Origin of the sequence: Brevundimonas sp. Bb-A (assembly GCF_009394735.1) — a bacterium.
Lineage (GTDB): Bacteria > Pseudomonadota > Alphaproteobacteria > Caulobacterales > Caulobacteraceae > Brevundimonas > Brevundimonas aurantiaca.
This window is the reverse complement of sequence record NZ_CP045456.1, coordinates 3,078,884-3,104,684: the sequence shown is the minus strand read 5'-3', so window position 1 is coordinate 3,104,684 and position 25,801 is coordinate 3,078,884. Positions and strand designations below refer to the sequence as shown.

25 protein-coding genes and 1 pseudogene are annotated in these 25,801 nt (G+C 68.0%); 16 read left to right on the top strand and 10 right to left on the bottom strand.

Going from position 1 to position 25,801, the window contains the following annotated elements; translation table 11 throughout:
* Nucleotides 1–9: 9 nt before the first annotated feature.
* The 4 genes from BSP_RS15310 to BSP_RS15295 form a co-directional block, all read right to left on the bottom strand.
* The gene (locus tag BSP_RS15310; protein ID WP_152950898.1) at nucleotides 10–198 is read right to left on the bottom strand and encodes a hypothetical protein; all 189 of its coding nucleotides are present in this window, start codon (nucleotides 196–198) and stop codon (nucleotides 10–12) included.
* Between the two features lie 111 nt (nucleotides 199–309).
* The gene (locus tag BSP_RS15305; RefSeq protein WP_152950897.1) at nucleotides 310–570 is read right to left on the bottom strand and encodes a hypothetical protein; all 261 of its coding nucleotides are present in this window, start codon (nucleotides 568–570) and stop codon (nucleotides 310–312) included.
* Nucleotides 571–576: 6 nt separating this feature from the next.
* Entirely contained in the window at nucleotides 577–1,434 is an 858-nt protein-coding gene (locus tag BSP_RS15300; RefSeq protein WP_152950896.1) for a restriction endonuclease, read from the bottom strand.
* Entirely contained in the window at nucleotides 1,434–4,484 is a 3,051-nt protein-coding gene (locus tag BSP_RS15295; protein WP_152950895.1) for a type ISP restriction/modification enzyme, read from the bottom strand. Before BSP_RS15295 ends, BSP_RS15300 begins: the two co-directional genes overlap by 1 nt.
* Before the next feature lie 142 nt (nucleotides 4,485–4,626).
* On the opposite strand from BSP_RS15295, the gene BSP_RS15290 reads away from it, so the two are divergent.
* From BSP_RS15290 to BSP_RS15280, 3 genes are all read left to right on the top strand, one after another.
* A complete protein-coding gene (locus tag BSP_RS15290) occupies nucleotides 4,627–4,959 on the top strand; it encodes a PadR family transcriptional regulator (RefSeq protein WP_152950894.1) in 333 nt (110 codons plus the stop codon).
* Nucleotides 4,960–4,985: 26 nt separating this feature from the next.
* The gene (locus BSP_RS15285) at nucleotides 4,986–6,092 is read left to right on the top strand and encodes a hypothetical protein (protein ID WP_152950893.1); all 1,107 of its coding nucleotides are present in this window, start codon (nucleotides 4,986–4,988) and stop codon (nucleotides 6,090–6,092) included.
* A 66-nt stretch (nucleotides 6,093–6,158) separates the two neighbouring features.
* Nucleotides 6,159–7,934, top strand: a complete 1,776-nt coding sequence (locus tag BSP_RS15280; protein WP_194166979.1) for an SLC13 family permease — start codon at nucleotides 6,159–6,161, stop codon at nucleotides 7,932–7,934.
* 44 nt (nucleotides 7,935–7,978) lie between these two features.
* Here the strand turns inward: BSP_RS15280 and BSP_RS15275 are convergent, their stop codons facing one another.
* Nucleotides 7,979–8,290 (bottom strand): hypothetical protein, encoded by a 312-nt coding sequence (locus tag BSP_RS15275; protein WP_152950892.1) that lies wholly within the window; start codon nucleotides 8,288–8,290, stop codon nucleotides 7,979–7,981.
* 162 nt (nucleotides 8,291–8,452) lie between these two features.
* On the opposite strand from BSP_RS15275, the gene BSP_RS15270 reads away from it, so the two are divergent.
* Together BSP_RS15270 and BSP_RS15265 are read left to right on the top strand one after the other, a co-directional pair.
* A complete protein-coding gene (locus BSP_RS15270) occupies nucleotides 8,453–9,535 on the top strand; it encodes a bifunctional transcriptional activator/DNA repair enzyme AdaA (protein ID WP_152950891.1) in 1,083 nt (360 codons plus the stop codon).
* Entirely contained in the window at nucleotides 9,528–10,067 is a 540-nt protein-coding gene (locus BSP_RS15265; protein WP_152950890.1) for a methylated-DNA--[protein]-cysteine S-methyltransferase, read from the top strand. Before BSP_RS15270 ends, BSP_RS15265 begins: the two co-directional genes overlap by 8 nt.
* On the opposite strand, the gene BSP_RS15260 is transcribed toward BSP_RS15265, so the two are convergent.
* Nucleotides 10,054–10,752, bottom strand: a complete 699-nt coding sequence (locus BSP_RS15260; protein ID WP_152950889.1) for a LamG-like jellyroll fold domain-containing protein — start codon at nucleotides 10,750–10,752, stop codon at nucleotides 10,054–10,056. The genes BSP_RS15265 and BSP_RS15260 overlap by 14 nt on opposite strands.
* A gap of 83 nt (nucleotides 10,753–10,835) precedes the next feature.
* Between BSP_RS15260 and BSP_RS15255 the strand changes: the two are divergent.
* A pseudogene (locus BSP_RS15255) lies at nucleotides 10,836–11,002 on the top strand (methylated-DNA--[protein]-cysteine S-methyltransferase); the annotation flags it as partial.
* Here BSP_RS15255 and BSP_RS15250 read toward each other — a convergent pair.
* Complete coding sequence (locus BSP_RS15250) at nucleotides 10,999–11,808, bottom strand: tetratricopeptide repeat protein (protein WP_152950888.1); 810 nt, start codon at nucleotides 11,806–11,808, stop codon at nucleotides 10,999–11,001. The pseudogene BSP_RS15255 and the gene BSP_RS15250 overlap by 4 nt on opposite strands.
* 149 nt (nucleotides 11,809–11,957) lie before the next feature.
* Nucleotides 11,958–13,517 carry a threonine ammonia-lyase, biosynthetic gene (gene ilvA, locus BSP_RS15245; protein WP_152950887.1) on the bottom strand — a complete coding sequence of 520 codons (1,560 nt, stop codon included), beginning with the start codon at nucleotides 13,515–13,517 and terminating at the stop codon, nucleotides 11,958–11,960.
* Nucleotides 13,518–13,895: 378 nt separating this feature from the next.
* Between ilvA and BSP_RS15240 the strand changes: the two genes are divergently transcribed.
* The 8 genes from BSP_RS15240 (at nucleotide 13,896) to BSP_RS15205 (ending at nucleotide 20,139) form a co-directional block, all read left to right on the top strand.
* Nucleotides 13,896–14,495 carry a hypothetical protein gene (locus BSP_RS15240; RefSeq protein WP_152950886.1) on the top strand — a complete coding sequence of 200 codons (600 nt, stop codon included), beginning with the start codon at nucleotides 13,896–13,898 and terminating at the stop codon, nucleotides 14,493–14,495.
* Between the two features lie 55 nt (nucleotides 14,496–14,550).
* A complete protein-coding gene (locus tag BSP_RS15235) occupies nucleotides 14,551–15,198 on the top strand; it encodes a hypothetical protein (protein WP_227975988.1) in 648 nt (215 codons plus the stop codon).
* A complete protein-coding gene (locus tag BSP_RS15230) occupies nucleotides 15,191–15,400 on the top strand; it encodes a helix-turn-helix transcriptional regulator (RefSeq protein WP_152950884.1) in 210 nt (69 codons plus the stop codon). Before BSP_RS15235 ends, BSP_RS15230 begins: the two co-directional genes overlap by 8 nt.
* An 85-nt stretch (nucleotides 15,401–15,485) precedes the next feature.
* On the top strand, nucleotides 15,486–16,565 hold the full coding sequence (gene nadA / locus BSP_RS15225; RefSeq protein WP_152950883.1) for a quinolinate synthase NadA: 1,080 nt from the start codon (nucleotides 15,486–15,488) through the stop codon (nucleotides 16,563–16,565).
* Between the two features lie 56 nt (nucleotides 16,566–16,621).
* A complete protein-coding gene (locus BSP_RS15220; protein ID WP_152950882.1) occupies nucleotides 16,622–17,482 on the top strand; it encodes a metalloprotease in 861 nt (286 codons plus the stop codon).
* Nucleotides 17,479–18,990 carry an L-aspartate oxidase gene (locus BSP_RS15215; protein WP_152950881.1) on the top strand — a complete coding sequence of 504 codons (1,512 nt, stop codon included), beginning with the start codon at nucleotides 17,479–17,481 and terminating at the stop codon, nucleotides 18,988–18,990. The genes BSP_RS15220 and BSP_RS15215 overlap by 4 nt, the downstream gene beginning before the upstream one ends.
* A gap of 26 nt (nucleotides 18,991–19,016) precedes the next feature.
* The gene (gene nadC / locus BSP_RS15210) at nucleotides 19,017–19,883 is read left to right on the top strand and encodes a carboxylating nicotinate-nucleotide diphosphorylase (protein WP_152951176.1); all 867 of its coding nucleotides are present in this window, start codon (nucleotides 19,017–19,019) and stop codon (nucleotides 19,881–19,883) included.
* A gap of 61 nt (nucleotides 19,884–19,944) precedes the next feature.
* Complete coding sequence (locus BSP_RS15205) at nucleotides 19,945–20,139, top strand: hypothetical protein (protein ID WP_152950880.1); 195 nt, start codon at nucleotides 19,945–19,947, stop codon at nucleotides 20,137–20,139.
* 13 nt (nucleotides 20,140–20,152) lie between these two features.
* Here the strand turns inward: BSP_RS15205 and BSP_RS15200 are convergent, their stop codons facing one another.
* The gene (locus BSP_RS15200) at nucleotides 20,153–21,325 is read right to left on the bottom strand and encodes a cell wall hydrolase (protein WP_227975987.1); all 1,173 of its coding nucleotides are present in this window, start codon (nucleotides 21,323–21,325) and stop codon (nucleotides 20,153–20,155) included.
* 447 nt (nucleotides 21,326–21,772) lie between these two features.
* On the opposite strand from BSP_RS15200, the gene BSP_RS15195 reads away from it, so the two are divergent.
* Nucleotides 21,773–21,958 (top strand): hypothetical protein, encoded by a 186-nt coding sequence (locus BSP_RS15195; RefSeq protein ID WP_007442649.1) that lies wholly within the window; start codon nucleotides 21,773–21,775, stop codon nucleotides 21,956–21,958.
* Nucleotides 21,959–22,194: 236 nt separating this feature from the next.
* Nucleotides 22,195–22,551, top strand: coding sequence for a DUF6481 family protein (locus BSP_RS15190; RefSeq protein ID WP_054766543.1), 357 nt, complete (start codon nucleotides 22,195–22,197; stop codon nucleotides 22,549–22,551).
* 62 nt (nucleotides 22,552–22,613) lie between these two features.
* On the opposite strand, the gene BSP_RS15185 is transcribed toward BSP_RS15190, so the two are convergent.
* Nucleotides 22,614–25,682: a PAS domain S-box protein gene (locus BSP_RS15185; protein WP_152950879.1), complete on the bottom strand. Its 3,069-nt coding sequence runs from the start codon at nucleotides 25,680–25,682 to the stop codon at nucleotides 22,614–22,616.
* Nucleotides 25,683–25,801: the final 119 nt, after the last annotated feature.

Genomic DNA, 25,801 nt, shown 5'->3' with positions numbered 1-25,801 from the left:
AGGTCTCCGTCAAGCCGCGCGGCGCGCGGCATAGGTTCCGCCGGGCAGGGCGCTGATCCAGCCGTAGCGGACCAGGGTGGACAGGGCCTGCACCACCCGCTGTTCGATCCGCTTGCCGCCGCCCTTGAAGGCGCGCGACACGGCGGCGGCGTCCATCGGGCGGTTCGCCGCCTGAAGCACGGCGTGGGTCAGGGACATGGACGGCTTGGCCGCAGCGGGCTTCGGCGTCGAAGAAGGGTCATGAACGAAACTTAGCGCGGGACGGACGGTCTCGCCATAGCGCCGCAGGGCCGCGAGGGTTGCGGGCGGTCAGCCGTCGAGCCGCGCGGCCTCGGCCTCGATCCGGCGGCGCCAGTCCGCAGCCTCGTCCGGGGGCAGGACGGCCAGCATCTTGGGCACATTGCGCTCCATCCGCGCCGCCTTCATGTCCGCATCCCAGGGCCAGACCTCGGCCGCCTGCAACATCTCCAGCGTCCGCCGCAGGGTGTTCACCGCAATGGGATAGGGCACGACATAGGCGGGCGCCGCCGGGGCGGGGTCGCCGAAGAGGTCGGGTTGGGTGGCGGACATCGGGGGTCAGAAGGCGGCGAAGGCGTCTTCGTCCACGGTGACTTGTTCCACCATTTCGACAGTCACGCCCAGGCGACGATCCTTCAGCAGATCACAGAGGGCGTCTCCATCGACCAGGTCGATGGCGGGGGCGCCGTCGCGCGTGGCCTCGCGCCGCGCATCGGCGGTGAAGGTCCCGGTGGTGATGATCAACCCCTTGTCGGTGCGCCCGACCATGGCGCCGCGAAAGTCGCGCACGGCGCCGGCGCCGACCGAGCCGGAATAGCGTTTGCATTGGAACAAGACGTGGAAGGACAGCAGATTGACCCGCAGCACGCCCGTGCCGTCGATCCCGCCGTCGCCGGACTTGCCCGTCACCTCCACCTTGATGAAGCCGAACTCGCGCAACAGACGCTGGCATAGGCGTTCGAAGGCGGCGGGCTCCAGCGCGAGCAGGAGGGCCATCAGACGGTCCTTCCAGTCTCCCTCCAAATGCTCGTCCTCCATCAGTTCGAGAGGCGGGCTGTCAGAGGCGCCCTGTTTGGCCTTTCGAGCATAGTCGCGCTGAACCTTCTTCGGGATGGCCGCCACTTCCTGCGGCGTCATCGCGGCGCCCAGCGGCGTCAGGGTCCAGACGCCGCGCTGGCTGTTGGTGACGGCGCCGCCCAGCTTGAGCCAACTGCGCGCGAAGCCCAGCCGTTGTTCGACCACCAACTGGTTCCACTTGCCATGGCGCAGGCTCATCTGCTCATCCGTCAGCCCCATATGGGCCGCGATGTCCTCCAGCATTTCGGCATTGGTCAACGAACGGCCATGCGCCTTCAGACGATCAATGATCGGTTGCATGAAGGCTTCAAAAGACGGGACGGTGGTCGGCGAGGTCATCAGTCTTCGGTCTTCTTCTGGTCGCGGGCGCTGGTCGGCAGGGCGGACATGGCGTCGGTTATGGCGAGGGTTTGCAGGCTGACGGTCACGACGCGGGCCAAGAGGTCGATCACCGTCTCCTTGTAGTCGGCGAAGCGGTAGGTGTTGAACTTCTCGCGGATGGTCGGGTCCTTGGGCGTCTTTTCCTTGTGCTGGTCCAGCACCCAGTCGATGGCCGAGCGGTTGCCCAGCCGATAACTCCAGGCCTCGGTCGGTATGCCCGACAACTGGGTGTCGGCGTCCAGCACGACGACGCCCTTGTCCGGATCGGACTTCAGCTTGACCGCCGGGGTCGTGCCCTCGGCCCGTTTGGGGTCGGGCGCATCGGTGCGGGTCAGGGCGAAGGGTTCGACGGCCTCATAGCCGATGTGCAGGTCCAGCAGGGCCTGGCCCCAGTCGCGCCAGCGACGGAAATCGGGATAGAGGGGAATACGCGGGAACTCGCGCTTCAGGTTCAGGGCGTAGGTCTCGCGGTACACGGGGTCGTGCAGCACCGCATAGACATAGGCGAAGATGTCGTCCTTGGTGATCGCGGCGGCCTTGCCGTAGCGGTCGATGAACTGTTTCAGCGCCCAGCTTGTCACATTGTCGATCTGGTCTTTTCCTACAAACCGATAGCGACCGGTGTATCGATAGCCGTCAACCGCCGCACCAAAATGTCGGTCAATCGGTAGTGCCGAAGCAAGAGAGCAGTAGCCTGAACGGAAACCAGGATCGCTAAAAGCGATGACAAAATTTACTCGGCCTTTTAGAAAGAAATCGTCTGCCCGAAATTGGTACGCATTAAGGCAACGATCAAAATAAAGATGCCGCTTTGAGAAAGGGCGATAGTTTACCTGCACGATCGCGTTATCCGAGTAGGTAACTTTTTCTCCTTGTCGAATGTGGCGTTCGGATTCCCGGTCCCATTTCACTGAGGTATCGATGGCGCCTCCAGCTCGGCGGGATTCATATGCGTCCACAAGCCTGCGGGCTTTTGCCTTCAGAGTGTCTTCAGAGATGCTGTAGACCCACTCATCTTTTTTCGTTTCGATACCGTTTGATACGAGTTCGAACAGCCCCCCTTGAGGCCCCCCGGTAAGCGGCAGGAAAGCGTCCCAATCGTTGTGAGTCTGGTCCAACCAGTGATGTTGTTTGTCCGGCTGGATCGTATCTACTGTTAGCTGGTGTAACCCGCCGATGGACGAGATGGCCTGCAACTTTTCCTCGGCCGTTTCCATCTCGGGTCGCCGCGCATAGCGGATGACGGCCCCGCCCTTGTGGCCCTTCTTCTTGACCAGGAAGACCATGGCGACGCCGGTCTGGATGCCGAAGACATTGTGCTTGGTTCCCGACAGCTTGGGGTTGTCGCGCACGTCGCCGCCCAGGTCGAGGACCCAGATTTCGGCGAACTCGCGCGCGATCACCTTGCGGAAGCCGTCGTAGGCGGCCTTGGCGAAGGGCTTGCGGCCGATGATGAAGGCGATGACCCCCTCGTCCTTCACCCGGTCCGAGGCCCAGCGGACGAAGCGGGTGTACATGTCATAGACGCTGTTCTTGTTCTGGGCCGTGCCTTCCTTGACATAGGTGGCGCTGATCCGCTGATCGACCCGGTGGTAGGGGCGGTTGGCGTTGTTCTGGTTGTAGTTTTCCTGCCAGGCGTTGTAGGGCGGATTGCCGATGACGATGCTGATCTTGCGGCTGTTCTGACGCCGCACCCGCTCTGAATTCTCGTCCGAAATCGTGGCGAACAGGTCGTGCTGGTGGCCGGAATAGATGCCAAGCGCAGCAACGTTATCCAGGGTGTCCACGAAGCACAGGCCCGGGAACTCCTCATACTTGCCCACGATGGCGGCGTAGGTCGCCTCGATGTTCAGATTGGCGACGTAATAGGGCAGGATCGCCACTTCGTTGGCGTACAGCTCGGTCAGATATTTGTAGGCCAGCTTCTCCGGCCGCCCCCGGAAATGCTCCATCAGTTCGACGATGAAGGTGCCCGTGCCGGTGGCGGGGTCCAGGATGTTCACGTCCCGGTCGATCAGTGACTTCTTGAAATGCTTCTCGCACAGCCAGTCGGTGCTCTCGATCATGAAGCGCACGATCTCGTTGGGCGTATAGACCACGCCCAGCTTGTCGGCCGCCTTGGGGTTGTAGACCTTGTAAAAGTTCTCGTAGATCGCCTTCAGGAAGCCCTGCTTTTCCGAATGGGAGCTGATCAGGGCGGCGGTCGAGCGGATGGCGGCGTAATAGGGCTCCAGCGCCGCCAGGGTCTGACGTTTGACGTCGCCGCGCCAGAAGCTGGAATCCAGGGCGTGTAGGGCCTTGGCGACATTGTTCTCGTGGTGGAAGTCGTCATTGCCGAAGACACGGGCGAAGATGTCTTCCGTCAGGATGTGCTGGATCAGCATTTCGCGCACATCGTCGGCCGTCACCGACGGATTGATGGCGGTCTTGGCTTGTTTCAGGAACGCCGCGGCGTCGGCCTGATAGGCGGCGTTGGTCGCCTGGGCCTCGTCAATGCGGCGGCGCAGTTCGGTCAGAACGGCCGGCAGATCGGCCTTGAACTGGGCGATGGCCTTTCTGAACTCGGCGATCTCGGGCCGCTGCCAGCCGAAGAAGAGTTCCAGCAGGCGCTGAAGCTCGGGCCCGTCGTCGGTCTTGCAACGCATGACCTCGGCGCCGTTCTGAATCAGCACGGCCTGGGTCGAATCCTCGAAGATGATGTTGGTGTTGGGGTAGCCGCGCCTGAACTTCTTGGCGATCTCCTCGTCCAGATCGTCGTCCGCGTCCTTGGCTTCCCAATAGCCGAAGGGCACGCGCAGATCGTGCATCAGGGCGCCGTCCACATAGTTGCGGACCTTGGCCGTGGTGATGATCTCGTGCTCGGGGATGAAGACAAGGTTCTGAGACCGGCCCCACTTCTTCAGCAGGTCCTTGAACGCCTCGCGCACTACGGATTCTCGCTGAGCCCCAGAGACGCGCTTCAGCGTCGCCAAATCGTTCAGATATTCCGTGATCAGCAGTTGGCTCATTGACGTCCCCCGGAGTCCGGCGACCTAAGCCCGCTTCGCCCTGGCGTTGCAAGCCTGCCGAAAGGGCGAGGGCTTGACTCCCTCACACAGTATGTCCCATACACTGTGTGTCACACACTATGTGGCGCATGGAGATCGGCGGGTGAGTCAGGATGAGGAACTGCTGTTCGAGAGTCTGCGGCTGGAGCTGCGGCGAGGGTCTTTGATCCTGGCGGTCTTGGCCAGTCTGAGGACCGAGCAATACGGCTATTCGCTGCGGGTCGCCCTGAATGCGGCGGGCGTCGAGATGGAGGAGAGCACCCTCTATCCGCTGCTGCGCCGGCTGGAGAGCCAGGGGCTGCTGGACAGCGAATGGCGCGAGGAGGAGCGGCGCAAGAAGCGCTTCTACCGCCTGTCGGCGCGGGGCGAGGTCCTGCTGGCGCGGCTGGCGGCCGAATGGCGGGGCCTGTCGGCCTCGCTGGAGAAGATGTTGTGATCAAGGGGACTGAGGGAGAAAACGGGATGGACCTGGTCGAACGGTATCTGAAGGCGGTGGCGGCCCAGCTGCCCAAGGCGACGCGCGACGACATCGTCGCCGAGCTGCGCGACGAGATCATGGGCCGGATCGAGGCGCTGGAGGCGCGACTGGGGCGGGCGCCCGGCGACGAGGAGGTCGAGGCCCTGCTGCGCGAGGTGGGCCATCCGCTGACGGTGGCGGCGCGCTATCGGTCCGGGCCTCAGTCGCTGATCGGGCCGGAGCTTTATCCCTGGTGGCTGTTCGCGGTGAAGACGGCCCTGGTGGTGATGGGCTGCGTCACCCTGATCGGCCTGGCGGTGCGGGTGCTGGTCGGGGACATCTATCTGGGCCAGGCCATCGGTCAGAGCTTCGGCGCCCTGTTCAGCGGGGCGGTGACGGTGATCGGGGTCGTCACCCTGATCGGCTTCGTGCTGGAGCGGCAGGAGAAGAAGCCGGACTTCATCGCCAAATGGCGGGTCAAGGATCTGGGCCTGTTCGAACTGGGCGGCGACCTGGACGCCGAGACCTGGGGCGAGCGGCTGGCGCGCGGTCGCGATGCGGCCCGAACGGCCAAGCCGGGGCCGGCGGTGCCCAAGAGCGCCGAGATGTCGCCGGCGGCCAAGGCCGTCGCCAGCGCCATCGCCTGGGCGGTTCTGCTGCTGTGGTGGACCGGCCTGTTGCCCATGGCCTCGATCCGGCCGGAAGACCTGGCCGGCAGTCTGGACGGGGTCGATTACGGCCGCATCCTGGTCCAGATCGTCGACGCCGCCTATTGGCCCGTGACCCTGTTCGCTGCGGCGCGGGTGGTGTTCGACCTGATGCGAGCGGCCTCGGGCGGCAATGCGCGGCTGACGGCCGTGGGCGACATCAGCTTTGGGGCGGCGGCGGCCTGGGGCCTGTTGTGGCTTTGGTTCTGGTCGCCGCTGAGCCCGGTGATCTGGGTCGGGACGGCGACCGATTTCTTCGACCGGGTGCGGAGCCTGTTCGACCGGACCGGGGACCACGGCGGCGAACTGGCCACCCTGTTGATGATCATCGTGGTCTGGGCCTTCGTCGGCGAGGTCTGGCGCGTCCTGCGCGGCGTGGGGCGGATGATCGTCGGACGGTGTTGAACCTCCGGCCGCCTTCGCCGTTGCAGTTGAAACGGCGGCGACGGGCGGCCGGGTCGGGGCTTAAGCGTGACGTTACAACAGGGTCTGGCCTTCGGCCTGGTGGGGCTGACGGTCGCAGCCTTCATCTGGGGAAGGTTCCGCTATGATCTGGTCGCCTTGGCGGCCTTGATCGCGGGGCTGGCGATCGGGGTCATTCCGGCGGACGCGGCCTTCGAAGGCTTTTCCAACGACGTCACGGTGATCATCGCCTGCGCCCTGGTGGTCTCGGCCGCCTTCGCCAAGTCGGGCATCGTCGAAATGGCCCTGAAGCGGATCATGCCGTATCTGAAGACCGAACGGTCGCAGGCGCCGGTGCTGACGGCGGCCGTGACCCTGCTGTCGATGGTCACCAAGAACGTCGGCGCCCTGGCCATCATGATGCCGGTGGCGTTGCAGGTCAGCCGACGCACCGGCACCAAACAGTCGCGCCTGCTGATGCCCATGGCCTTCGGCGCCATGGCGGGGGGAATGGTCACCCTGGTGGGCACCGCCCCCAACATCCTGGTCGCCGAGGTGCGCGAGACCATGACCGGCGAGCCGTTTCGCATGTTCGACTATGCGCCCGTCGGCCTGATCCTGACGGCGGCGGCCCTGGTGTTTCTGGCCTTCGGCTACAGGCTGCTGCCCAAGGACCGGACCGGCACCATCGGCCTGTCGGCGGCCCTGTCGGCCAACGCCTATCTGACCGAGGCTCGCGTGCCCGAGGATTGGCTGATGGAGCCGCGGCCGATCAACGCTCTGAAGGCCCTGGCTGTGGACGACATCCAGGTCATGGCCCTGATCCGCGATGGCAAGCGCAAGACGCGCCCGCGCGGCAACACCATCGTCCGCCCCGGCGACACCCTGTTGATCAAGGGCGACCAGGAGGCGCTGGAGGGCTTCATCGACGCCGCCAAGCTGAAGCTGGTGCGCGGCGACCGGCCGGTGTTGCTGGAGGAGGCCAAGGACGAGGTCAGTCTGGCCGAGGCGGTGATCGGGGCGGATTCGAAGCTGGTGGGGCAGTCGGTGCGGTCGCTGGATCTGTACGGTCAGCACGGGCTGAATCTGCTGGGCGTGTCGCGCAGCGGCTATGAGCTGACCCAGCATCTGCGGACGGCCAAGCTCCAGGCCGGAGACGTCCTTTTGCTCCAGGGGTCGGAATCGGGCCTGCCCGGAAAACTGGCGGACCTGGGCCTGCTGCCGTTGGCCGAACGGGAGATGCGCCTGGGCGGACAGAGGCGAAAATTCCTGCCCGCCCTGGTCCTGACGGCGGCGATGGTGATGGTGGGCTTCGGCCTGATCCCGGTCTCCATCGCCTTCTTCGGCGCGGCGGTGATCATCGTGGCCCTGGGCGGTCTGAAGATGCGCGAAGCCTATGCGGCGCTGGACGGACCGCTGCTGGTGCTGATCGCCGCCCTAATCCCCGTCTCGGACGCGATCCAGCAGACGGGCGGAGCCGATCTGATCGCCGGCGGACTGCGGTCGGTGTTCCAGGGCATTCCGCCCGTGATCGCGGTGGCGGGAATGATGTTTGCGGCCATGGCGGTGACGCCCTTCCTGAACAACGCCGCGACGGTTCTGGTGGTGGCGCCGATCGCCGCGACCCTGGCTCAGCAGCTGGGCTATCGCCCCGATCCCTTCCTGATGGCCGTGGCCGTGGGGGCGGCGTGCGACTTCCTGACCCCCATCGGACACCAGTGCAACACCCTGGTCATGGGGCCGGGCGGCTACAAGTTCTCGGACTATCCCAAGCTGGGGGCGCCGCTCAGCCTGCTGGTGCTGATCATCGGTCCGCCGGCCATTCTGCTGTTCTGGCCTATGTAGGTCCGCAGAAAGGCGACCGGTCCGGCCGGTCGCCTCCTCCGCAGTCAGGCCGAGCGGGGGGGCGAAGCCGGCGTGCAGGCCAGGCGGCCGTCGTCATTGCGGATCGCCGCGCCCCGGCAGCTGCGGACGCTGAGGGTCGACGAAACGGACTGACCGTTCTTGGCGATGCAGCGGGCGCGCAGCCGATCGCCGTTCAGAGTGATCCCCCGGCAGGTCTCACGATAGGCGCCGACCGGCAGGGCGCGCCCCGAGGCGGCGGGTTCCGGGCTGACCCTGTCCTGGGCGGCGGCGGTGAAGGCGACGAGGACGGCGCCGGCCCCCAGGACGGCGAGCGTGGAAAAAGGTAGGCGAACCAAGGCGTGACTCCCATTGTTTTATAACTGCGCCTCTGCGTGCGCAGGTGAGAGGTTATGTCGCATGGGGTCTCAGCGAAACCCCCGTTCTCGGATGGAATTCTCACGCTCATCCATGGCCGAAAACCGCGAGACAGGGGCGGCTGAAACGCCCATTCTGCGCCGATGGAACAGACCCTGGATTCGGAAGCCTGCTGGCGGGCGCTGAGCGCGCGCGACGCCCGGTTCGACGGGCGGTTCTTCACGGGGGTCACCTCGACCGGCATCTACTGTCGGCCGGTCTGTCCGGCGCGGACGCCGCGGCGAGAGAATGTGGTGTTCCACCCGACTGCGGCCTCGGCCGAGGCGGCGGGGTTTCGGGCCTGTCTGCGCTGTCGGCCCGAGACGGCGCCGGAGATGGGCGCCTGGCGCGGCACGTCCAACACCGTCAGCCGCGCCCTGGCCCTGATCGAGGCGGGCGCGCTGGACGACGGGGACGCCGAGGCCCTGGCCGAGCGGCTGGGGGTGGGGGAGCGGCACCTGCGGCGGCTGTTTCGCCAGCATCTGGGCGCCGCCCCCGTCAGCGTGGCCCAGACCCGGCGGGTGCTTCTGGCCAAACAGCTGATCCATGAGACCGAACTGACCATGGCCGAGGTGGCGATGGCGTCGGGCTTCGGCAGCGTGCGCCGGTTCAATGAAACCTTCCAGGCCCTGTACGGGCGCCCGCCCTCGGCCCTGCGGCGGCGCAAGGCGGCGGAGGAGGGCGGCGGGCGCGTGACCCTGAACCTGGCCTATCGCCCGCCTTATGACTGGGACTTCGTGTCGGCGGCCTTGGCGGCGCGTGGGGCGGCCGACGAAACCACGGCGGACGGCGCCTGGACGCGGCGGCTGCGCAAGTCGGTGGATGGGACCGAGGGCGCGGTGACGGTGCGCCCCGGCGCGCTCGGCAAGGTTGTGGTCGAGGCCCGCATCGACGAGCTGAAGGCCCTGCCCGGCGTTCTGGCGCGGGTGCGGCGCGTGTTCGACCTGGCGGCCGATCCGGAGGCGATCACCCGCGACCTGTCCGCTGACCCCGAACTGGCGCCGGTCCTGGCCGCGCGGCCGGGTCTGCGCCCCGTCGGCGACTGGATCGACGACGGAGAGGACGCGCCCAGCGACCGGCTGACCGGCGCCGACGCCGCCCTGACGGCGCGGGCCGAGCGGTGGCGGCCGTGGCGCGCCTATGGGGCCCTGTATTGGAACATGATCAAGGAGATGAGCCATGACTGAACCCGCGACGGCGGCCTCGGACCTGACGCTGGATCGGTTCGCTTCGCCTCTGGGCGAGATTCTGGTGGTGACGGACGCGGACGGGGCGGTGCGGGCCCTGGACTTTCACGACTATGAAGACCGGATGCGGCGGCTGCTGCACCGCCATTACGGGCCGGTCTCCCTGAGGACGGGACGAGCGGAGGGGGTGCGGCGGGCGGCCGACGCCTGGTTCGCCGGCGAACTGAGCGCCTTCGAGGGATTGGAGGTGCGGACCGGCGGCGGGGCCTTCCAAAGATCGGTCTGGGCGGCGCTGCGCACCATTCCGGCGGGCGAGACCTGGACCTATGGCCGGCTGGCGGCGGCGGTCGGATCGCCCAAGGCGGCGCGGGCCGTGGGGCTGGCCAACGGCGCCAATCCGGTGGCGATCATCGTGCCGTGCCACCGGGTGATCGGCGCGAACGGCGCCCTGACCGGCTACGCCGGCGGGGTGGAGCGCAAACGCTGGCTTCTGGCGCATGAGCGGGGCGCCGACCGGTTCAGCGTGGCGTGAACCGGTCCGGCGCCAAGGCGGCGGGGGTGAAGCGGGCCTGACGCACCGCCCCGTTGAAATAGTTCAGCCGATTGATCCGGCAGCCGACGGAGGCCCGTCCCGGACCCTGGGGCTTGAAGGCGATCGGATGTTCGCCCTGCAAAACGCCGTCGACATAGGACCGGTACATCGTTCCGTCGAAGGTCTGGGCCACATGGAACCACTGTCCGCAGGGGTACAGCCGCTCTGGGAAGATCAGGGTGTGGTTGTAGCCGGGGCCGCGGGTGAAGGCGTCCAGGTACCAGCGGTCGCGCACGACGCGGATTTCGAACAGGAAGCGGGTCTGGGACGGGGGCTGGCCCGCCGGCGCCTCTTCCGCCAGATGGAACCACCGCTGTTCGAAGGCGCCGCCGTCGGGACGAAACAGGGCCTCGAAGGTGAAGGTCTCGGCTCCGGCCAGCGGATGGCTGTCGATGAACAAGGCGTCGTCCACCCCGTCAAACCGCACAGCCCGGCCATAGGGGCTGTCGATCAGGGCCGGCGCACCCTCCACCGTCGTCCGCTCGCCGCCGATGTCGGCCAGCCGGTCGAAGGTCCAGACCGTCTGCCGGGCCGGCGCCCCCGACAGGGTGGCGCAGCCGCTGAGGGCCAGGGCGCCCGCACCCGACAGGACGGCGCGGCGATGGGGAGGGGCGGGATCGGACATGGCGACCGTCTTCCCCTCTGGGTCAGGTCCCGTCAAGGAACAGGCGGCAGGCGGGGTTGGTGGTTTCGTCGACGTAGGGGTAGCCCAGGTCGGCGAGGGCGGCGGGCCCGGCCAACGGCTCCAACCCTGCGGGAATCATCGTCCCCTGCCACCGGGTGATCGGCGTGAACGGACCCTGACAGGCTGTGCGGGCGGGCTGGAGCGGAAGCGCTGGCTGCTGGCCCATGAAGCCGGACCTCGGTTGCTTTAGGACTTGGGCGCTCCGGAAGGGAGCGGCGCGACCACCTGGGGTTCGGTCGGCGAAGCCCCGGCTTTCAGTTGGTCGATATACTCAAGTTCGCGCTTGGCGTTGGCGTCTTCGGGATCGAGTTCGAGCGCGGCCTCGTAGGCGGCCTTGGCCTCTTCCAGTCGGCCCAGTTCGATCAGGCTGAAGCCGCGTCGGCGATAGAAGGGGCCGCGATGCAGGAGCATCAGCAGGTCAGGAGAGGCCAGGGCGTCGTCGGCCAGGGCCAGGGCTTCCTCCCAGCGCGCCAGTCCCTGAAGGGCAGCGATCTTTTCGCTCAGCAGCATCCAGTTTTGCGGCTGGATCTTCAGCGTGCGGTCCAGATAGGCGATGCCTTCTTCGTAGCGCCGCGCTTCGACGGCTTCCGAGGCGAGCATCAGGGTGATGTCGCCATAGACGTTGGGCATGGCGGCTGCGCCGCTCCCCGGCTGCTCCATCTTTGAGCCGGATGCGGCGAGGGCGGTCAGCATGATCAGGACGTCGCCGGGATCGCTGACCCTGATGATGGTGCGCTCGTCTTGTTCGACCACCTGGCCATAGTCGGTCGGCATTCGGTCCAGCGCCTGGCGCAGGGCGGGTAGGTGCCGCGCGAGAGCCGAATGTCCGCGCCGCTGGAAGTCGGCACTGGCGCGCAGGAACAGGTCGTGGTCCCGTTTCTCCTGTCGCGACATTTCCGGAGCATTGGCGGCGGTCGCCGCCGTAACAGCCAGCGCGGGGCCGGTCGTCATCGCAGCGGTCGCGAGCGCCGCGGCCGCAGCCAGAACCTTCAACATGAGTGTCGTCTCCCTCTCCCTGTCGCCAGCTTAGTCACAACCAGAAGGATTTGACGAGGACTTGCGCGAGACGATCGCAGGTCGCTTGTCGTGAACGGTCCAGGCGGCGTGGGTCATGGTCGATCAGGGCGTGGTTTAGATGAAGCCGATCAGGTCCCGTCAAGGAAGAGGCGGCAGGCGGGGTTGGTGGTTTCGTCGACGTAGGGGTAGCCCAGGTCGGCGAGGGCGGCGGTCAGTTGGGCCTGTTCTTCGGGCGGGACGCTGATCCCGGCCAGGACCCGGCCGACGTCGTCGCCGTGGTTTCGATAGTGGAACAGGGTCAGGGCCCAGGCGGGCTGGAGGCTGTTGAGGAAGCGCAAGAAGGCGCCGGGCCGTTCGGGGAACTGGAAGCGCAGGATGCGTTCGTGGGGCAGGCCGACGGTGCGGCCGCCGACCATGTAGCGGACGTGCAGCTTGGCGGTCTCGTTGTCGCTCATGTCCTCGACGGCGTAGCCGCCGGCGCGGAGGGTCGCGATCAGGTCGTCCTTTTCCTGCCCTATCGCCTCGCGCGCGGCGCGCGGCTGGTTGAGGGCGGCGTGCGGACCGTTGTGCAGGGCCACGCCGACGAAGATCTGGGCCTGGCCGTCGCCGGACCAGCGGTAGTTGAACTCGGTGACCGAGCGGCCGTCCAGGCTGTCGAGGAAACGGCGGTAGTCGTCGCGGTCGTCCTTCATGGCCACGGCCAGCAGGGCCTCGGCGCCCTCGCCGATCTCAGCCCGTTCGGCGACATGGCGCAGCCGGTCGAAGTTGACGTTGGCGCCGGAGTTGACGGCGATCAGGGCGCCCGATCCGGGATGGGCGGCGGCCCAGGCCTTGAGCCCCGCAAGCGCCACGGCGCCCGAGGGTTCGGCGACGGCGCGGCTGTCGTCGAAGATGTCCTTGATGGCGGCGCAGATGGCGTCGGTGTCCACCAGGACGATCTCGTCCAGCAGATCCCTGCACAGGCGGAAGGTCTCGGCCCCTGCGCGGCGCACGGCCACCCCGTCGGCGAACAGGCCGACCTCGTTCAGGGTGACGACCTCGCCGGCGTCGACGGCGGCCTTCATCGTGGGGGCGTCGACGGGCTCCACGCCGATGACACGGGTCTCGGGGCGCAGGAATTTGAGGATGGACGCAACGCCGGCGGCCAGCCCTCCGCCGCCGATGGGGACGAAGACGGCCTCTATGGGGTCGGCGTGCTGACGGGCGATCTCCAGCCCCACCGTGCCCTGGCCAGCGATCACGTCGGGATCGTCGAAGGGGTGGATGAAGGCGGCGCCGGTCCGACTCTCCAAATGGCGGGCGTGGGCGTAGGCCTCGTCGAAACTGTCGCCGTGCAGGACCACTTCGCCGCCCAGGGCGCGCACGGCGGCCACCTTGATGCCGGGGGTGGTGGTCGGCATGACGATGGTCGAGGGGATGTTGCGGCGGGCGGCGGCCAGGGCCACCCCTTGCGCGTGATTGCCGGCCGAGGCGCAGATCACACCCTTTGACAGTTCGGCCTGGGACAGGCCGGCGATCTTGTTGTAGGCGCCGCGAATCTTGAACGAAAACACCGGCTGCAGATCTTCGCGCTTCAGCAGGACGGGCCGTTCGAGACGCGCCGAAAGGCGACGCAGCGGATCGAGGGGCGTCTCCTCCGCCACGTCATAGACGCGGGCGGTCAGGATGCGGCGGATGGTGTCTTGCATGGAAATGCCGGGAAGTCGGTATTCTGCGGAATGAAGTCGGCCGTTGTCTAGGCGAGCCTGCCGGGTTTGGGAACGGTTCTTGCCGTCTGCGGCGACGGTTATCGGTGCAAGAACTGGTGGCGAGGTGTTGAAATAGCCCGGCGGCGCCCCGGCATCGCGGGCGTCAGGCGGCCGAAGCGCGCAGAAGGCTCCCGTCGGAGGCGGAGCAACCGGGGCCGCTTGACGCGCCGAGTAACCTATGGGTTATATGTCACCTGTAGGTGACGCGGGGCCATGATGGACGATCGGGAAAGACGTGAGGTACGGGCGCGAGAGCGGAGGCGCACACAGCGTCTCGCGATCTGCGCAGGCCTGGGCGGAGTTGGACTGGCCCTGCTGGTGACCGGCCTTCTGGTCATGGAGGAGTGGCCGGCGAACCCCGAGAAGGGGCGTCTAATCGGCGGCGTGACGATGGTGGCGGGCGTCGCCGCCATCATTGCGAGCGCCTTCTTCGCGCGGCGTTTCCTGCCGAATGCTGACACCTACAAGCTACAGACCGGCTCCGCCTATCGCGACAAGGTCCAACGGCAGCGGGCGCATTCCATGGCCGTCATGCCGATCACCGGCGCCTATCTGACCTTCCTGTCGGTCAAGGCCGGTTGGGGCTTGGCGTCGGGCGCGCCGGGGGGCGTGGATTATCTAATGGTCGTGATGGGGCCCATGATCGGCGGCCTCATGCTGCTGATGGTGGCCGGTCTGGACAATCGGCGCGACAAGCGGATGAAACGACTGCTGGACGACGAACTGACGCTGTCATTCCGACACAGGGCGCTGGCTACGGCCCTGGGCGTCGCCGCCGTCGGGATGGTCGGCGTTTTTGCCCTGGGGCTTTGGCGACCGGCTGCGGCGGTCGCGGCCTTGCCGGCCCTCCTTTACCTGACAGGCACGGCGGCGGTGCTGCGCTATTATCTTCTAGACCGTGAGGCCGACCGTGGGTGAGGCGGACGGGAATGCGGAGCGGTTCGCTCTGTCGAGAACGCGGGCGCGGGCGCGGTTGAAGCGTATGAAGCGCGAGGGCTTCCTGCTGGGCGCGCTAGCCCTAGCCGCCTTCGGATTGATGATCGTGGCGGCGCAACTGAAGGGCTCCGCGCTGTTGTCGATGGCGGCGTTCGGGTTCGGTCTGGCTGTTCTGGGTCTGACGGTGGTTCTGGCTGTCGATCTCGGGGGGCGGCTCGAAGTGGATCGCGAGGCCGTGAAGGGCGGACTGGACAAGGACCAAGCTCAAAGCGCCGAGGCCTTGGGCATGGTCTTTTTGGCGGCGCTTGGTCTGCTTTATACGACCTTCGGAGTGGATGCGGCTTGGCGGATCGCGTCCGGCGGGGGTGACATCGAGGACTGGAAGCGGGCGTTGGCATCCCTGGCGATGCCTTTGACCGTCATGAGCGTGATGTTGGGGGGCAAGGTGTGGCAAAGGCGCGCCGGGGCCCTGCCCAAGGCGGCAGACGAACTGATGATCCATTTCCGCCGAAGCGCGACGGCTTGGTCATTCCGGGTTTCGCTGGCGTCCGTGGCTGTCCTCTATGTCGCCGGTCTTTTTCAGCCGCCCCTGACGGTCGCGGGGATGCCCGCTGTTTTCGAGGTCGCGGCGATGACCGCCGCGCTGCGTTACTGGTGGCTGGACCGGCAGGCTTCGCGTGGCTGAGCCCCGGCTGGCCGTGCGGTTGAAGGAGGTGCGGACGGCCGCCGGTCTGACGCAGCAGGAGCTGGCGGACCGGGCCGGGCTGTCGCGCAAGACGGTGAACACGATTGAAAACCGGGTCTTCACCCCGTCCGTGGTGGTGGCCCTGGCCCTGGCGAAGGCCTTGAATGTCCCGCTGGGCGATCTGTTCGAGCTGATCGACTGAACAATCCGCTTGCGCCCGTCCCCCATCGGCCTACATTGGTTCTGCTTATGCTAACTTTGAGCATAAGGGTCGATAGGAGAGGATCATGGCCGACGGCGCCTTTGGTCTGACGCAGGAACTGGAGCGGGAGACCGCCGGGGTGTGGGCGAAGGTCAAGGACCACGTCACGCCGCTGGAGTGGCCCGAACAGGCGCGGTTGATCAGCGCGATCAACCGGCTGAAGCGCGAGCGCGACGCCGTGATCCTGGCCCACAACTATATGACGCCCGAGATCTTCCATGGGGTCGGCGACTATGTCGGCGACAGCCTGGGCCTGGCCAAGGAGGCCGCGCGGTCGGATGCGAAGGTGATCGTCCAGGCGGGCGTGCACTTCATGGCCGAGACGTCCAAGATCCTGTCGCCTGAGAAGACCGTGCTGATCCCCGACCTGCGGGCGGGATGTTCGCTGGCCTCGTCGATCACGGGGGCGGACGTGCGGCTGATCAAGCAGCGCTATCCGGGCCTGCCGGTCATCACCTATGTGAACACCACGGCCGAGGTGAAGGCCGAGACCGACATCTGCTGCACGTCCGCCAACGCCGTTCAGGTGGTGGAATGGGCGGCGAAGGAATGGGGCGTGGACCGGGTCATACTGATCCCCGACGAATTCCTGGCGCGCAATGTGGCGGCCCAGACGACGGTGGGGATCATCGCCTGGAAGGGCCACTGCGAGGTGCACAAGCGCTTCACCGCCCAGGACATCGCCGACATGCGCGACGCCTGGCCCGACGCCGAGGTTCTGGCCCACCCCGAATGCCCGGAAGAGATACTGGCCGCCTCGGACTTCGCCGGATCGACGGCGGCCATGACCGACTATGTCGAACAGCGCCGGCCCAAGCGGGTGGTGCTGATCACCGAATGTTCGATGGCCTCCAACATCAAGGGCGATGTGCCGAGCGTCGAGTTCGTGGGCCCCTGCAACCTGTGCCCGCACATGAAGCGGATCACGCTTCAGAACATCCACGACTGCCTGCTGAACATGCAGTTCGAAGTGACAGTGCCCGAAGAGATGATCGAACGCGGGCGGATGGCCGTGCAGCGGATGATCGACCTGCCGCCGCCGACGATCCCGGCGCGCTATGACATCGTCAAGGCGCGGCATCACGTCGATGTGGAGCTGATCTGAGCGACGCGGCGATCGGTCCCCTCGCCGGGGCAGGGCGCCGCGCCCATCTGGACGCCATGAGCAAGACAGACACACCCGCCCCCGCGCCCGACCGTCCCCTGGGGCCCTGGGACATCAAGCCCGAAACGGCGGGCGCGCGACCGGCCCAGACCGAGGCGGTCGCCGAAGAACCGGTCGAGAAGGATCAGAGCCTGGTCTGGTCCGTGCTGTCCACGGCCCTGATGGCGGGCTTCCTGTGGTGGGTCACCGGCAGCGTCATCGTGGCGGGGGCGGTTCTGATCGGCCTGTTCGTGCATGAGGCGGGGCACGCCCTGGCGATGAACCGGCTGGGCATGGGTCCGGCGCGCATCTACATCATTCCCTTCCTGGGCGGACTGGCCAAGGGACGGCGCGCGCCCCGAAGCGAGTGGGACGGGGTGCTGGTGTCGCTGGCCGGGCCGGCCTTCGGTCTTCTGGCCATGATCCCCTTCGTCGCCGTCGGCATGGCGACGGGCCAGGGCGAATGGCTGGCCGGCGCCTTCTTCATCGCCATGCTGAATCTGGTGAACCTGGTTCCCGCCCCGCCGCTGGACGGGTCCAAGGCCCTGGGGCCGGTGCTGACGCGGGTTCATCCGCGGCTTGAGCAGATCGTCCTGCTGGTCATCGGCGTGGCAGTGGTGTGGTGGGGTCTTTCCACGGGCCGGTTCATCCTGGCCGCCTTCCTGGCCCTGTCGGTGTTCAGCCATCTGAAGCGCGGCGTCTGGCGCGCGGCGTGGGGCACGCTGAGCTGGCCCGAGGCGGGCAGGAGCCTGGGGCTTTATCTGCTGACCCTGGCCCTCTGCGCGGCGGCGGCGGTCGGCGCCCTGATGCCCGTGACCGAGGGTGATCCGGCCGGCGCCGTTCGGCTGGGCCTGAACTATCTGGGGATCGGACGATGAGCCGCGTGCGACATGAGGGGCCGGTGATCTTCGGCGCCGGACTGGCGGGGCTGTCGGCCGCGCTGGAGGCCGCGCAGGCTGGGGCGAGGGTTCTGGTCCTGACGCCGGAGCCGCTGCTGAGCGGCTGTTCGTCCGCCTGGGCTCAAGGCGGGATGGCGGCGGCCCTGACGGCTGTGGACTCGGCCGAGCTGCACGCTCGCGACACCGAGGCGGCCGGGGCGGGTCTGGTCGATCCGGGCGCGGCCCAGGCCTTGACCGAGGCCGGGCGCGAAACCGTCGAATGGCTGGCGGCCCTGGGGGCGCCGTTCGACCGGTATGGGGACGGCAGCTTCGTCGTCAGTCTGGAGGCGGCCCATTCCGTGGCGCGCGTGGCGCGGGTCGGCGGCGACGGCGCCGGACGCGCCATTCTGTCGGCCGTTGTCGCAGCCGTGCGGGCCGAGGCCCGGATCGAGGTCTGGGAAGACGCCCGGCTGAAGGGGCTGATGCAGGATGAGACCGGCCGGGTGGTCGGGGCGGTCGCCGCCCGCGGCGAACGGCTGGTCGAGGTTACGGCCTCGGCCGTGGTTCTGGCGACCGGGGGCGCCGGGGGGCTGTTCGCCGCCACCACCACCCCCGCCGCCTTGAAAGGCGAGGGCATGGCCCTGGCGGCGCGGGCGGGGGCGGAGATTCTTGACCCTGAGTTCGTGCAGTTTCACCCCACGGCTATCGACGTCGGCCTGGACCCCGCGCCCCTGGCGACCGAAGCCTTGCGCGGCGAGGGGGCGCGGCTGATCGACGGCGCGGGCGCCTTCCTGCTGGGTGAGGAGGCCGACGCCGATCTGAAGCCCCGCGACGTGGTGGCCCGGGCCGTCCATGCCGCGCGAATCGAGGGCCGGGGCGCCTTTCTGGATGCGCGCGCGGCTGTGGGGGAGGCCTTTCCGCACGAGTTTCCGGCCGTCTTCGCCGCATGCATGCGGGCCGGGCTGGACCCGCGCGTCAGCCCCATTCCGGTGATGGCGGCCTGCCACTATCACATGGGCGGGGTCGCCGCCGACGCCGACGGGCGCACGACGGTTCCGGGCCTGTACGCCGTCGGCGAATGCGCGGCGACGGGGGTGCACGGCGCCAATCGCCTGGCGTCCAACTCCCTGCTTGAGGCCGCAGCCTTCGGACGGCGGGCCGGGCGGGCCGCGTCGAGCGAGACGGGGGGCGGACGGCCGGTCCCGACGCCCCTGGCGCCCGATCTGCCCGAGGCGGCCCTGGCGGAGCTGAGGACGGCGATGACGGCCCAGGCGGGGGTGGTGCGCGATGAGGCCGGTCTGACGGCCCTGATCGCCCTGATCGACCGGCTGGAGGCACTGCACGGGCCGGCGGCCTGTCTTCTGGCGGCGCGGCTGATCGCCCAGGCGGCGCTGGATCGGCATGAGAGCCGGGGTGGCCATTACCGCGCGGATTATCCGCAGACGGCGGCGAACGCTGCGCATACGCGGATCAGACTGGCCGGAGACCTCGCCCTGGCGGCGGAATGACGGCCTCTATGGAGACTCCCCGAGACATGGCCCTGAACCGATCCCTGCCGGACGTCCTGATCGAACCGGTGGTGCGGATGGCCCTGGCGGAAGATCTGGGGCGGGGGGGCGACGTCACGGCCCTGGCCTGCATTCCCCCAGGGGCGCGGATGAAGGCGGCCTTCACGGCGCGCAAGGCCGGCGTTCTGGCCGGAATTCAGGCCGTGCGGCTGGCCGTGCAGGCGATGGACCCGACGGCCGACGTTGAGCTTCGGCTGGCCGACGGGGCGGCGTTCGAGACGGGGGCCGTGCTGGCGGTGGTCGAGGCCGACGCGCGCGCCTTCCTGTCCGCCGAGCGGACGGCCCTGAACCTGGTCGGACGGCTGAGCGGGGTGGCGACCCTGACGCGGGCCTATGTTCAAGCCGTCGCCGGGACCAGGGCGCGGATCGCCGATACCCGCAAGACGACGCCGGGCCTGCGGGCGCTGGAGAAACATGCGGTGGCCTGCGGCGGCGGGGTGAACCACCGGTTCGGCCTGGATGACGCCATCCTGATCAAGGACAACCACGTCGCCGTCTGCGGCGGGGTGGGCGAGGCCGTGCGGCGCGCCAAGGCCTTCGCCCCTCACCTGATGAAGGTGGAGGTCGAGGTGGATGGGCTGGATCAGCTGAGCGAAGTCCTGGCCCTGATCAATGAGGACCTGGCGCCGGACGTGATCATGCTGGACAATTTCAGCCTGGCGGACCTGAGGCGGGCGGTGGCCTGGACCGGGGGGCGCATCCGGCTGGAGGCGTCGGGCGGGGTGGATTTGACGACGGTGCGGCCGATCGCGGAGACCGGGGTCGATGTGATCTCGGTCGGGGCCCTGACCCATTCGGCGCCCGTGCTGGACATCGGCCTGGACGCCCTGTGAGGCCAGGGGAACAGCCCGCCGCGCGCGACGTTCAGACGATGAACCGCGCGAGGAGCGACCGATGTCCCAGACGCCCCAGACGCCCCAGACCCTGCGGGTGCGGCGGGCGCCCGCTCAACCGCTCAGCGTCGGCTACGATCGGCTGAGCATGATCGAGGTCGGTCGGGAGCAGACCTCAAGCCCGGACAAGCCCGGCCGTCGGTTCGGCGAATTCGATCAGAACCGGACGACACGGGGGCCTTTCGGCCAGGACTGAAGCGCCTTTGCGATCAGACGGGGTTGGAGGCGTCCGCCGTTTCCGTCCTGGCGTCCGCCCGGGGCGCAGCGGCGCGCGGCGCCGAGGCCCCCGTGGGCCGGGCGGCGGGCGGGGGGGAAGCCTGGCCGGACGCCTGGGTGGCGACGGCCGCATCCGCAGGCTTGGCGGCGGGGCGGGCGTTCGTCGTCGGCGCAGCCTGGGGCTCGGCGCCGCCCTCCTGGGCCAGGATCAGGGAATAGGCCACGGCCTGTCCGGCCTGGCGGGCCGCTTCGACGGGATTGAGACCCGCCTGGATCAGACGGGGCTGATCGTCGGCCTGAGACGGACGGGCGGCGTAGGTGAAGGCCCCGCCTGAGCCGGCGCGACCGCCGAACCGATAGAAGAGATGGCTGCCCACCTGGTTCACCCGGATCAGGGTGTTGCGCCAGTCGGGCGACACGCCGGTGGTGTGGAAATGGGTGGCGTTGCCGACGCCCGCATAGACCGATCCGGACAGGGCCGAGGAGGCGATGCCGCGCGCTCGGTTCCAGGCGGCCTGATTGATCCGGCCGCGCATCACGCCGTTGCAGGTGAAGGAGAACTGGCAGCCGGTGCGGCGCGCGGCGCCCTGATAGACGACGGCGCAGATGCTCTTGGGGAAGGCGGGGTGGCGGACGCGGTTCAGGACGACCTGGGCCACGGCCCGCATGCCGTCGCGGCCCTCGCCCCGCGCTTCATAATAGACGACCTGGGTCAGGCAATCGAGGTCGCGGCTGGCGTCAAGGGCGTGATCCAGGCGGAAGGGCTTGGCGCCGACGGGGGTGGAGAGATTGGCGTGGCGCAGCTTGGGATCGCGGTTGGCGTCCAACTGATCCAGACGGGCCGCCAGAAGTTCGGCCTGGCGATCGCGCTCGGCGGCGCCGGCGCTGGTGTAGGGGTCGTGCCGACGAGCGATCGACAGGGCGCTGGCGTCCAGACCGCCGGCGGCGGCGGACAGGGCTTCTTCGGTGAAGCCGGCGGCGGTGGCGCCCTGGATCCGTTCGGCCTGGGCCCGCAGCGTCGCATTGCGCGCCATGGTCCCGCCCAGATAGGCGCCGCCGATCGCCAGTCCCACCAGACAGCCGAAGGCCGCGGCCGCCGTCACGGGCTTGATCTTCGCCACATGATCGGTGCGGGCGGGGCCGCGCGTCTGCGAGGAATGCGACAACGAGTTCATCCTGTTCAGCAGGGCGAGAAACGCTGCCCCCGGGTAGTCTCGCCGGCGGGGCGACCCGAAACGGTCGCCAGCCCAGCCGGCATTCGGCGCGCGGCACATACAGCCCGTGCGTCGAGGACGGGCCTATATAGCGAAGTTTGTGACCTGAATGTGGCTGATTCGCAAGCGGCTGGTTAAGGCGACGAAAGGATTAGGTATTTTTACGATATTGCCCCGGCGGCATGACAATATGGGCCGGATTGCGACAGTGGATAGAGCGAATACTGTATTGGGTTGCACGGCGTCTCGGCTGTAGATTGTCACATTTCCCCGTATCTGCTGAATGGCGCGCGGATTGTGTTGTCCGTTGGTCCGTTTTCCGTATTCGCCAGTTCTGGATCGCGCTGGGAACCTCAAGCGCGGCGCGGCGTTCAAGCGTGACCTTTTTGGAGAGACGCCATGTCGCGCATGATCATCACGACCTGCATCGCCGCCGGCGCCCTGGCGCTGACGGCTTGCGGGACCACAATCGAGCAAAAGGCCGCCAGCGGCGCGGTGGCGGGGGCTGTGGTGGGCGGACCCGTGGGCGCCGCCGTCGGTGGAGCGGCCGGAACCGCCGTCGGCCAGGCGCAGAAGCCCAACTGACGAACCCGCCGTTGCGCCTGCTCTTGTAACGGGGCGGGCGCGACCTATCTGCATCACTGGAGCAGGTAAGGGCGCCTTAAGCGCGCCATTTCGTGCGCGCGGCCGATTTCGTGGCGGCGAACCTTGCTTTTGGTCCCTGCATAGGCTTTGTGCGCCCCGCTTCGGGACGCGCGCGTTCTCCGCCGCCCGACCCCCGATGGCCGCTGGCCGATCACAAGGAACCCTGACGCTTTCGCATGAAAGATTTGAAGACCGGATTTACCGACCGCCTGACCGCCCAGCAGGAAGCCAAGAAGGCTCTGCTCGCCAAGTTCAAGCCCAAGCCCGCCGCCCCCGATCCCGAATTCGAGCGCCTGGCTGAGAAGCGCGCCGCCGAAAAGGAAGCCCTGCGCCAGCAGCACGAACTGGCCAAGGCGGAACAGCGCCGCGAGAAGGCCGAGAAGGAGGCTGCGCGCCTGGCCGCCGAAATGGCCGCTCAGGAAGCGATCGAGGCCGAGAAGCGGGCCGACCGCAAGGCGCGCAAGCAACTGACCAAGGAAGAGCAGAAGGCCCGGCGCGACGCGCGCTACGCCGCCCGCAAGGCGCGCCGCTGAGGCGGCCTTGGAACTGACGAAGAAAAACGCGCCGCAGCCTCTGCGGCGCGTTTTTCTTGGATCTAATGGTTTGGCCGCGGCCCCGCCGTCGAAAGAACGGCGCGCAATTGTTCGGGCGAATAGGGTTTGCGCAGGAAGGGCCAGGGCGTGTCGGCCAGAACCTGATCCACATCGTCGCCCACATAGCCCGAGGTCAGGACGATCCGCATCTGAGGCCGGTCCCGCGCCGCCTGACGCGCCAGGTCCACGCCGCTCATGCCCCCCGGCATGACCACATCGGTCAACATGACGTCGAAGCGCGCCCGTTCCAGGGCCTCCAGCGCCTCGGGACCGGTCTCGACCCATTCGACGTGCAGGCCGAAACTTTCCAACTGATCAAGGGCGATGGCCGCGACATCCGCGTCGTCCTCCACCAGCAGCAGGCGGTGGCCGTTCGGCAGGGCGGCGCCGACGCCGCCCGGTTCGGGTGACGGGGCGGCCTTGTCCGCGATCAGCGGCGGCAGATAGAGGCGGATTTCCGAGCCGCGGCCGGGGCTGGAAGCGATGTGGACCCCGCCGCCCGACTGTCGCGCGAAGCCGTAGACCTGGCTGAGGCCCAGGCCCGTGCCCTTGCCGATCGGCTTGGTGGTGAAGAAGGGTTCGAAGACGCGGTCGATGACCTCGGCCGACATGCCCGATCCGTTGTCGGACACGGCGACGCAGACATAGTCGCCCGCCGCCAGTTCCGGGATCTGCCCCGCCGCGACGGAACAGGCCTGGGTTTGGATCGTGATGCGGGCGCCGGCGCGGACGGGGCCGTCTCGACCCGATCGAGGCGGGCCGCCGGCCTCTTTCGTCGCATCGGCTGATGCGGCGTCGCGCCCGGTCACGTCGCCCAGGGCGTCGCGGGCGTTGACGACCAGGTTCAGCAGGGCGGCCTCGAACTGAGCGGGATCGACGTTGACGCGAACGCCGCCGCGCTTCAGCCGGATCTTGAAGTCCACGGCCTCGCCGACGGCCCGGCGCAGCAAGGGCTCGCCCTCGCGGATCAGGCCGTTCAGATCGACCGCCTCGGGACGCAGGGCCTGACGGCGCGAGAAGGCCAGAAGCTGGTGGGTCAGGCTCTCTCCCCGACGGGCGGCGGCCAGGGCGGCCTCGCCCAGCTTCTTGCGTTTTGCGGCGTCGTCGGAGCGCAGGATGATGTCCAGCGCCCCGATCACCACCGTCAGCAGATTGTTGAAATCGTGGGCGACACCGCCGGTGAGACGGCCGACCGCCTCCATCCGCTGGGCGTGCATCAGATGGGCCTCTGCGGCGGCCTTTTCGGTCAGGGCCTCCGCGACCCGTTCCTCCAGCAGCTCATTGATGTGCTTCAGGTCGTCCTCGGCGCGTTTGGCGTCGGTGACGTCGATGGTGGCGCCCACATAACCCTGGAAGGCGCCGGCCGCATCGAAGCGGGGCACGCCCTCGGTCCGGAGCCAGCGCAGCCCCAGGGTCGGATGATTGGCCCGGCTGAGCGCCTCGAACCGATCCCGCGCCTGGAAGGCCCGCAGGAAGGCGGCGTCGAACACCGTCTCATCGTCCGGATGCATCAGCCTGCGCCAGCCGTCCAGCAGTTGGCGCTGCGAGCGGATGTCGCAGAACAGACGATAGCGCTTGTTGGCGAAGACGATCCGGGGCGTCGCATCCGTCATCCAGATCATGGCCGGAGCGCTGTCCGCGACGGTGCGGAAGCGGCTTTCGGATTCGGTCAGGCGGGCTTGGGCTTCGCGCATGTCGGTGACGTCGAAGGCGACGCCGACGAAGCCGATCAACTCGCTTCCGGCCATGCGCGGACGAGAGAAGGATTTCAGCCAGCGCCACTCGCCGTCATGACGCCGATATCGTGCCTCTAGAGAAAACGGTTCTCTCGTCGCCTCTCCGGCCAGGGACTCTCGAAGGATGCGGTCCTGGTCGTCCGGGTGCAGTCGGGCGCGCCAGTCCGCCGCAAGGGCCGTCTCATAGTCCGCGCCGAAGAAGTCCGCATAGGCCTGGTTGATGAAGGCGCGGCGGCGATCCTGGCGCGTGACCCAGATCAGGACCGGCGCGGTGTCGGCGATGGCGCGGAAGCGCTGTTCGCTCTCGCGGGTCTCGGTCTCGGCGCGGGCGCGTTCGATCTCGACCCAGGTGCGGGCGGCGACCTCCTCGACCAGCTGGACCTCCGCGTCAGTCCAGCGTCGGGGGGCGGCGGCGTGGACATAGAGGAAGGCGCGCAATCGGCCGTTGCGGATCAGCGGCGCTCGGATCACGGCGCGGGTCTGGATCTCGGCGAATGCGCCGGCGATGGGGGCCGACCGGGGGTCGTCGCGGACGTCGTCGATGCGGATGGTCCGACCGTCCAACAGGTCGGCGACGAGGGCGGGATTGAAGACGCTCGGCGCGCGCCCGTGAACGCTGGCGACGCCCTGAATCCAGTCGCGGCTCAAGGAGACGACTTCGCCCGTCTCGTCCACCTCGCCGTAGCCGACGCGGTTCGCGCTCAGCAGGCCGCCCAGGGACGCCTCGACCTCGGCCATCATCCGCTCCGGGTCGGACAGGTCGCGCAGGCGGTCGCTGAGGTTCAGAAGGAAATGCTGGCGGCGCTCGGCGCGGGCGGCCTTCTCCAGAGGTTCGCGCGCCCCGTCCACGTTCAGGTTGATCCCGGCATAGCCCAGAAAGGCGCCGGTCTTGTCAAACCGCGCGTTGGACAGGGACAGGGCCGAGACGACGGAATCCAGCCGGATCAGGGTCTGGCGCAAGGAGGCGCCCAGCCAGGTGCAGAACAGGCCCACCAAGACGAAGTTGGAGGTGGCGACCACGCCCAGATGCGGGGTCGTCGGGCCGGGGTTCAAGGCGACCAGCGCCCAGCCGCCCAGCAGAGACCCCGCAACCGCCGTCAGACCCGCCAGACGTCCGCCGGCCAAGGCCGCCAGAATGACGCCCGGCAGAAGGATCATGAAGCCGGTGATCCCGCCGTAAAAGCCGGCGCTGGCCGCCCGCACCGCCAGTCCTGCGCCGGCGCCGGCCAGTCCGACTAGAATTCTCCGCCAGGCGGGACCGGACTTCAGACGGGCGAGAACGAGGAGACCGGCTTCGGCGTTCAGAAATCGGCGGAAGACCGCGCCTGGCGTCATACTGTGCCTATCCCCTCAACGTCGTTCGATGCGACGTTATGTGATGCAACGCTTGTTGCGGTTTTGCGTTCCTGCCTGCCGGATTCCGTCTAGATTGCCGGCGACGACCTCACACCCAC

Coding starts and splice junctions, on each gene's coding strand:
- nadA (WP_152950883.1), top strand. CDS start 15,486: ATGGCCGACGGCGCCTTTGGTCTGACGCAGGAACTGGAGCGGGAGACC.
- BSP_RS15305 (WP_152950897.1), bottom strand. CDS start 570: ATGTCCGCCACCCAACCCGACCTCTTCGGCGACCCCGCCCCGGCGGCG.
- BSP_RS15295 (WP_152950895.1), bottom strand. CDS start 4,484: ATGAGCCAACTGCTGATCACGGAATATCTGAACGATTTGGCGACGCTG.
- BSP_RS15205 (WP_152950880.1), top strand. CDS start 19,945: ATGTCCCAGACGCCCCAGACGCCCCAGACCCTGCGGGTGCGGCGGGCG.
- ilvA (WP_152950887.1), bottom strand. CDS start 13,517: ATGCAAGACACCATCCGCCGCATCCTGACCGCCCGCGTCTATGACGTG.
- BSP_RS15195 (WP_007442649.1), top strand. CDS start 21,773: ATGTCGCGCATGATCATCACGACCTGCATCGCCGCCGGCGCCCTGGCG.
- BSP_RS15220 (WP_152950882.1), top strand. CDS start 16,622: ATGAGCAAGACAGACACACCCGCCCCCGCGCCCGACCGTCCCCTGGGG.
- BSP_RS15260 (WP_152950889.1), bottom strand. CDS start 10,752: ATGTCCGATCCCGCCCCTCCCCATCGCCGCGCCGTCCTGTCGGGTGCG.
- BSP_RS15310 (WP_152950898.1), bottom strand. CDS start 198: ATGTCCCTGACCCACGCCGTGCTTCAGGCGGCGAACCGCCCGATGGAC.
- BSP_RS15250 (WP_152950888.1), bottom strand. CDS start 11,808: ATGTTGAAGGTTCTGGCTGCGGCCGCGGCGCTCGCGACCGCTGCGATG.
- BSP_RS15265 (WP_152950890.1), top strand. CDS start 9,528: ATGACTGAACCCGCGACGGCGGCCTCGGACCTGACGCTGGATCGGTTC.
- BSP_RS15185 (WP_152950879.1), bottom strand. CDS start 25,682: ATGACGCCAGGCGCGGTCTTCCGCCGATTTCTGAACGCCGAAGCCGGT.
- BSP_RS15190 (WP_054766543.1), top strand. CDS start 22,195: ATGAAAGATTTGAAGACCGGATTTACCGACCGCCTGACCGCCCAGCAG.
- nadC (WP_152951176.1), top strand. CDS start 19,017: ATGGCCCTGAACCGATCCCTGCCGGACGTCCTGATCGAACCGGTGGTG.
- BSP_RS15270 (WP_152950891.1), top strand. CDS start 8,453: ATGGAACAGACCCTGGATTCGGAAGCCTGCTGGCGGGCGCTGAGCGCG.
- BSP_RS15285 (WP_152950893.1), top strand. CDS start 4,986: ATGGACCTGGTCGAACGGTATCTGAAGGCGGTGGCGGCCCAGCTGCCC.
- BSP_RS15300 (WP_152950896.1), bottom strand. CDS start 1,434: ATGACCTCGCCGACCACCGTCCCGTCTTTTGAAGCCTTCATGCAACCG.
- BSP_RS15215 (WP_152950881.1), top strand. CDS start 17,479: ATGAGCCGCGTGCGACATGAGGGGCCGGTGATCTTCGGCGCCGGACTG.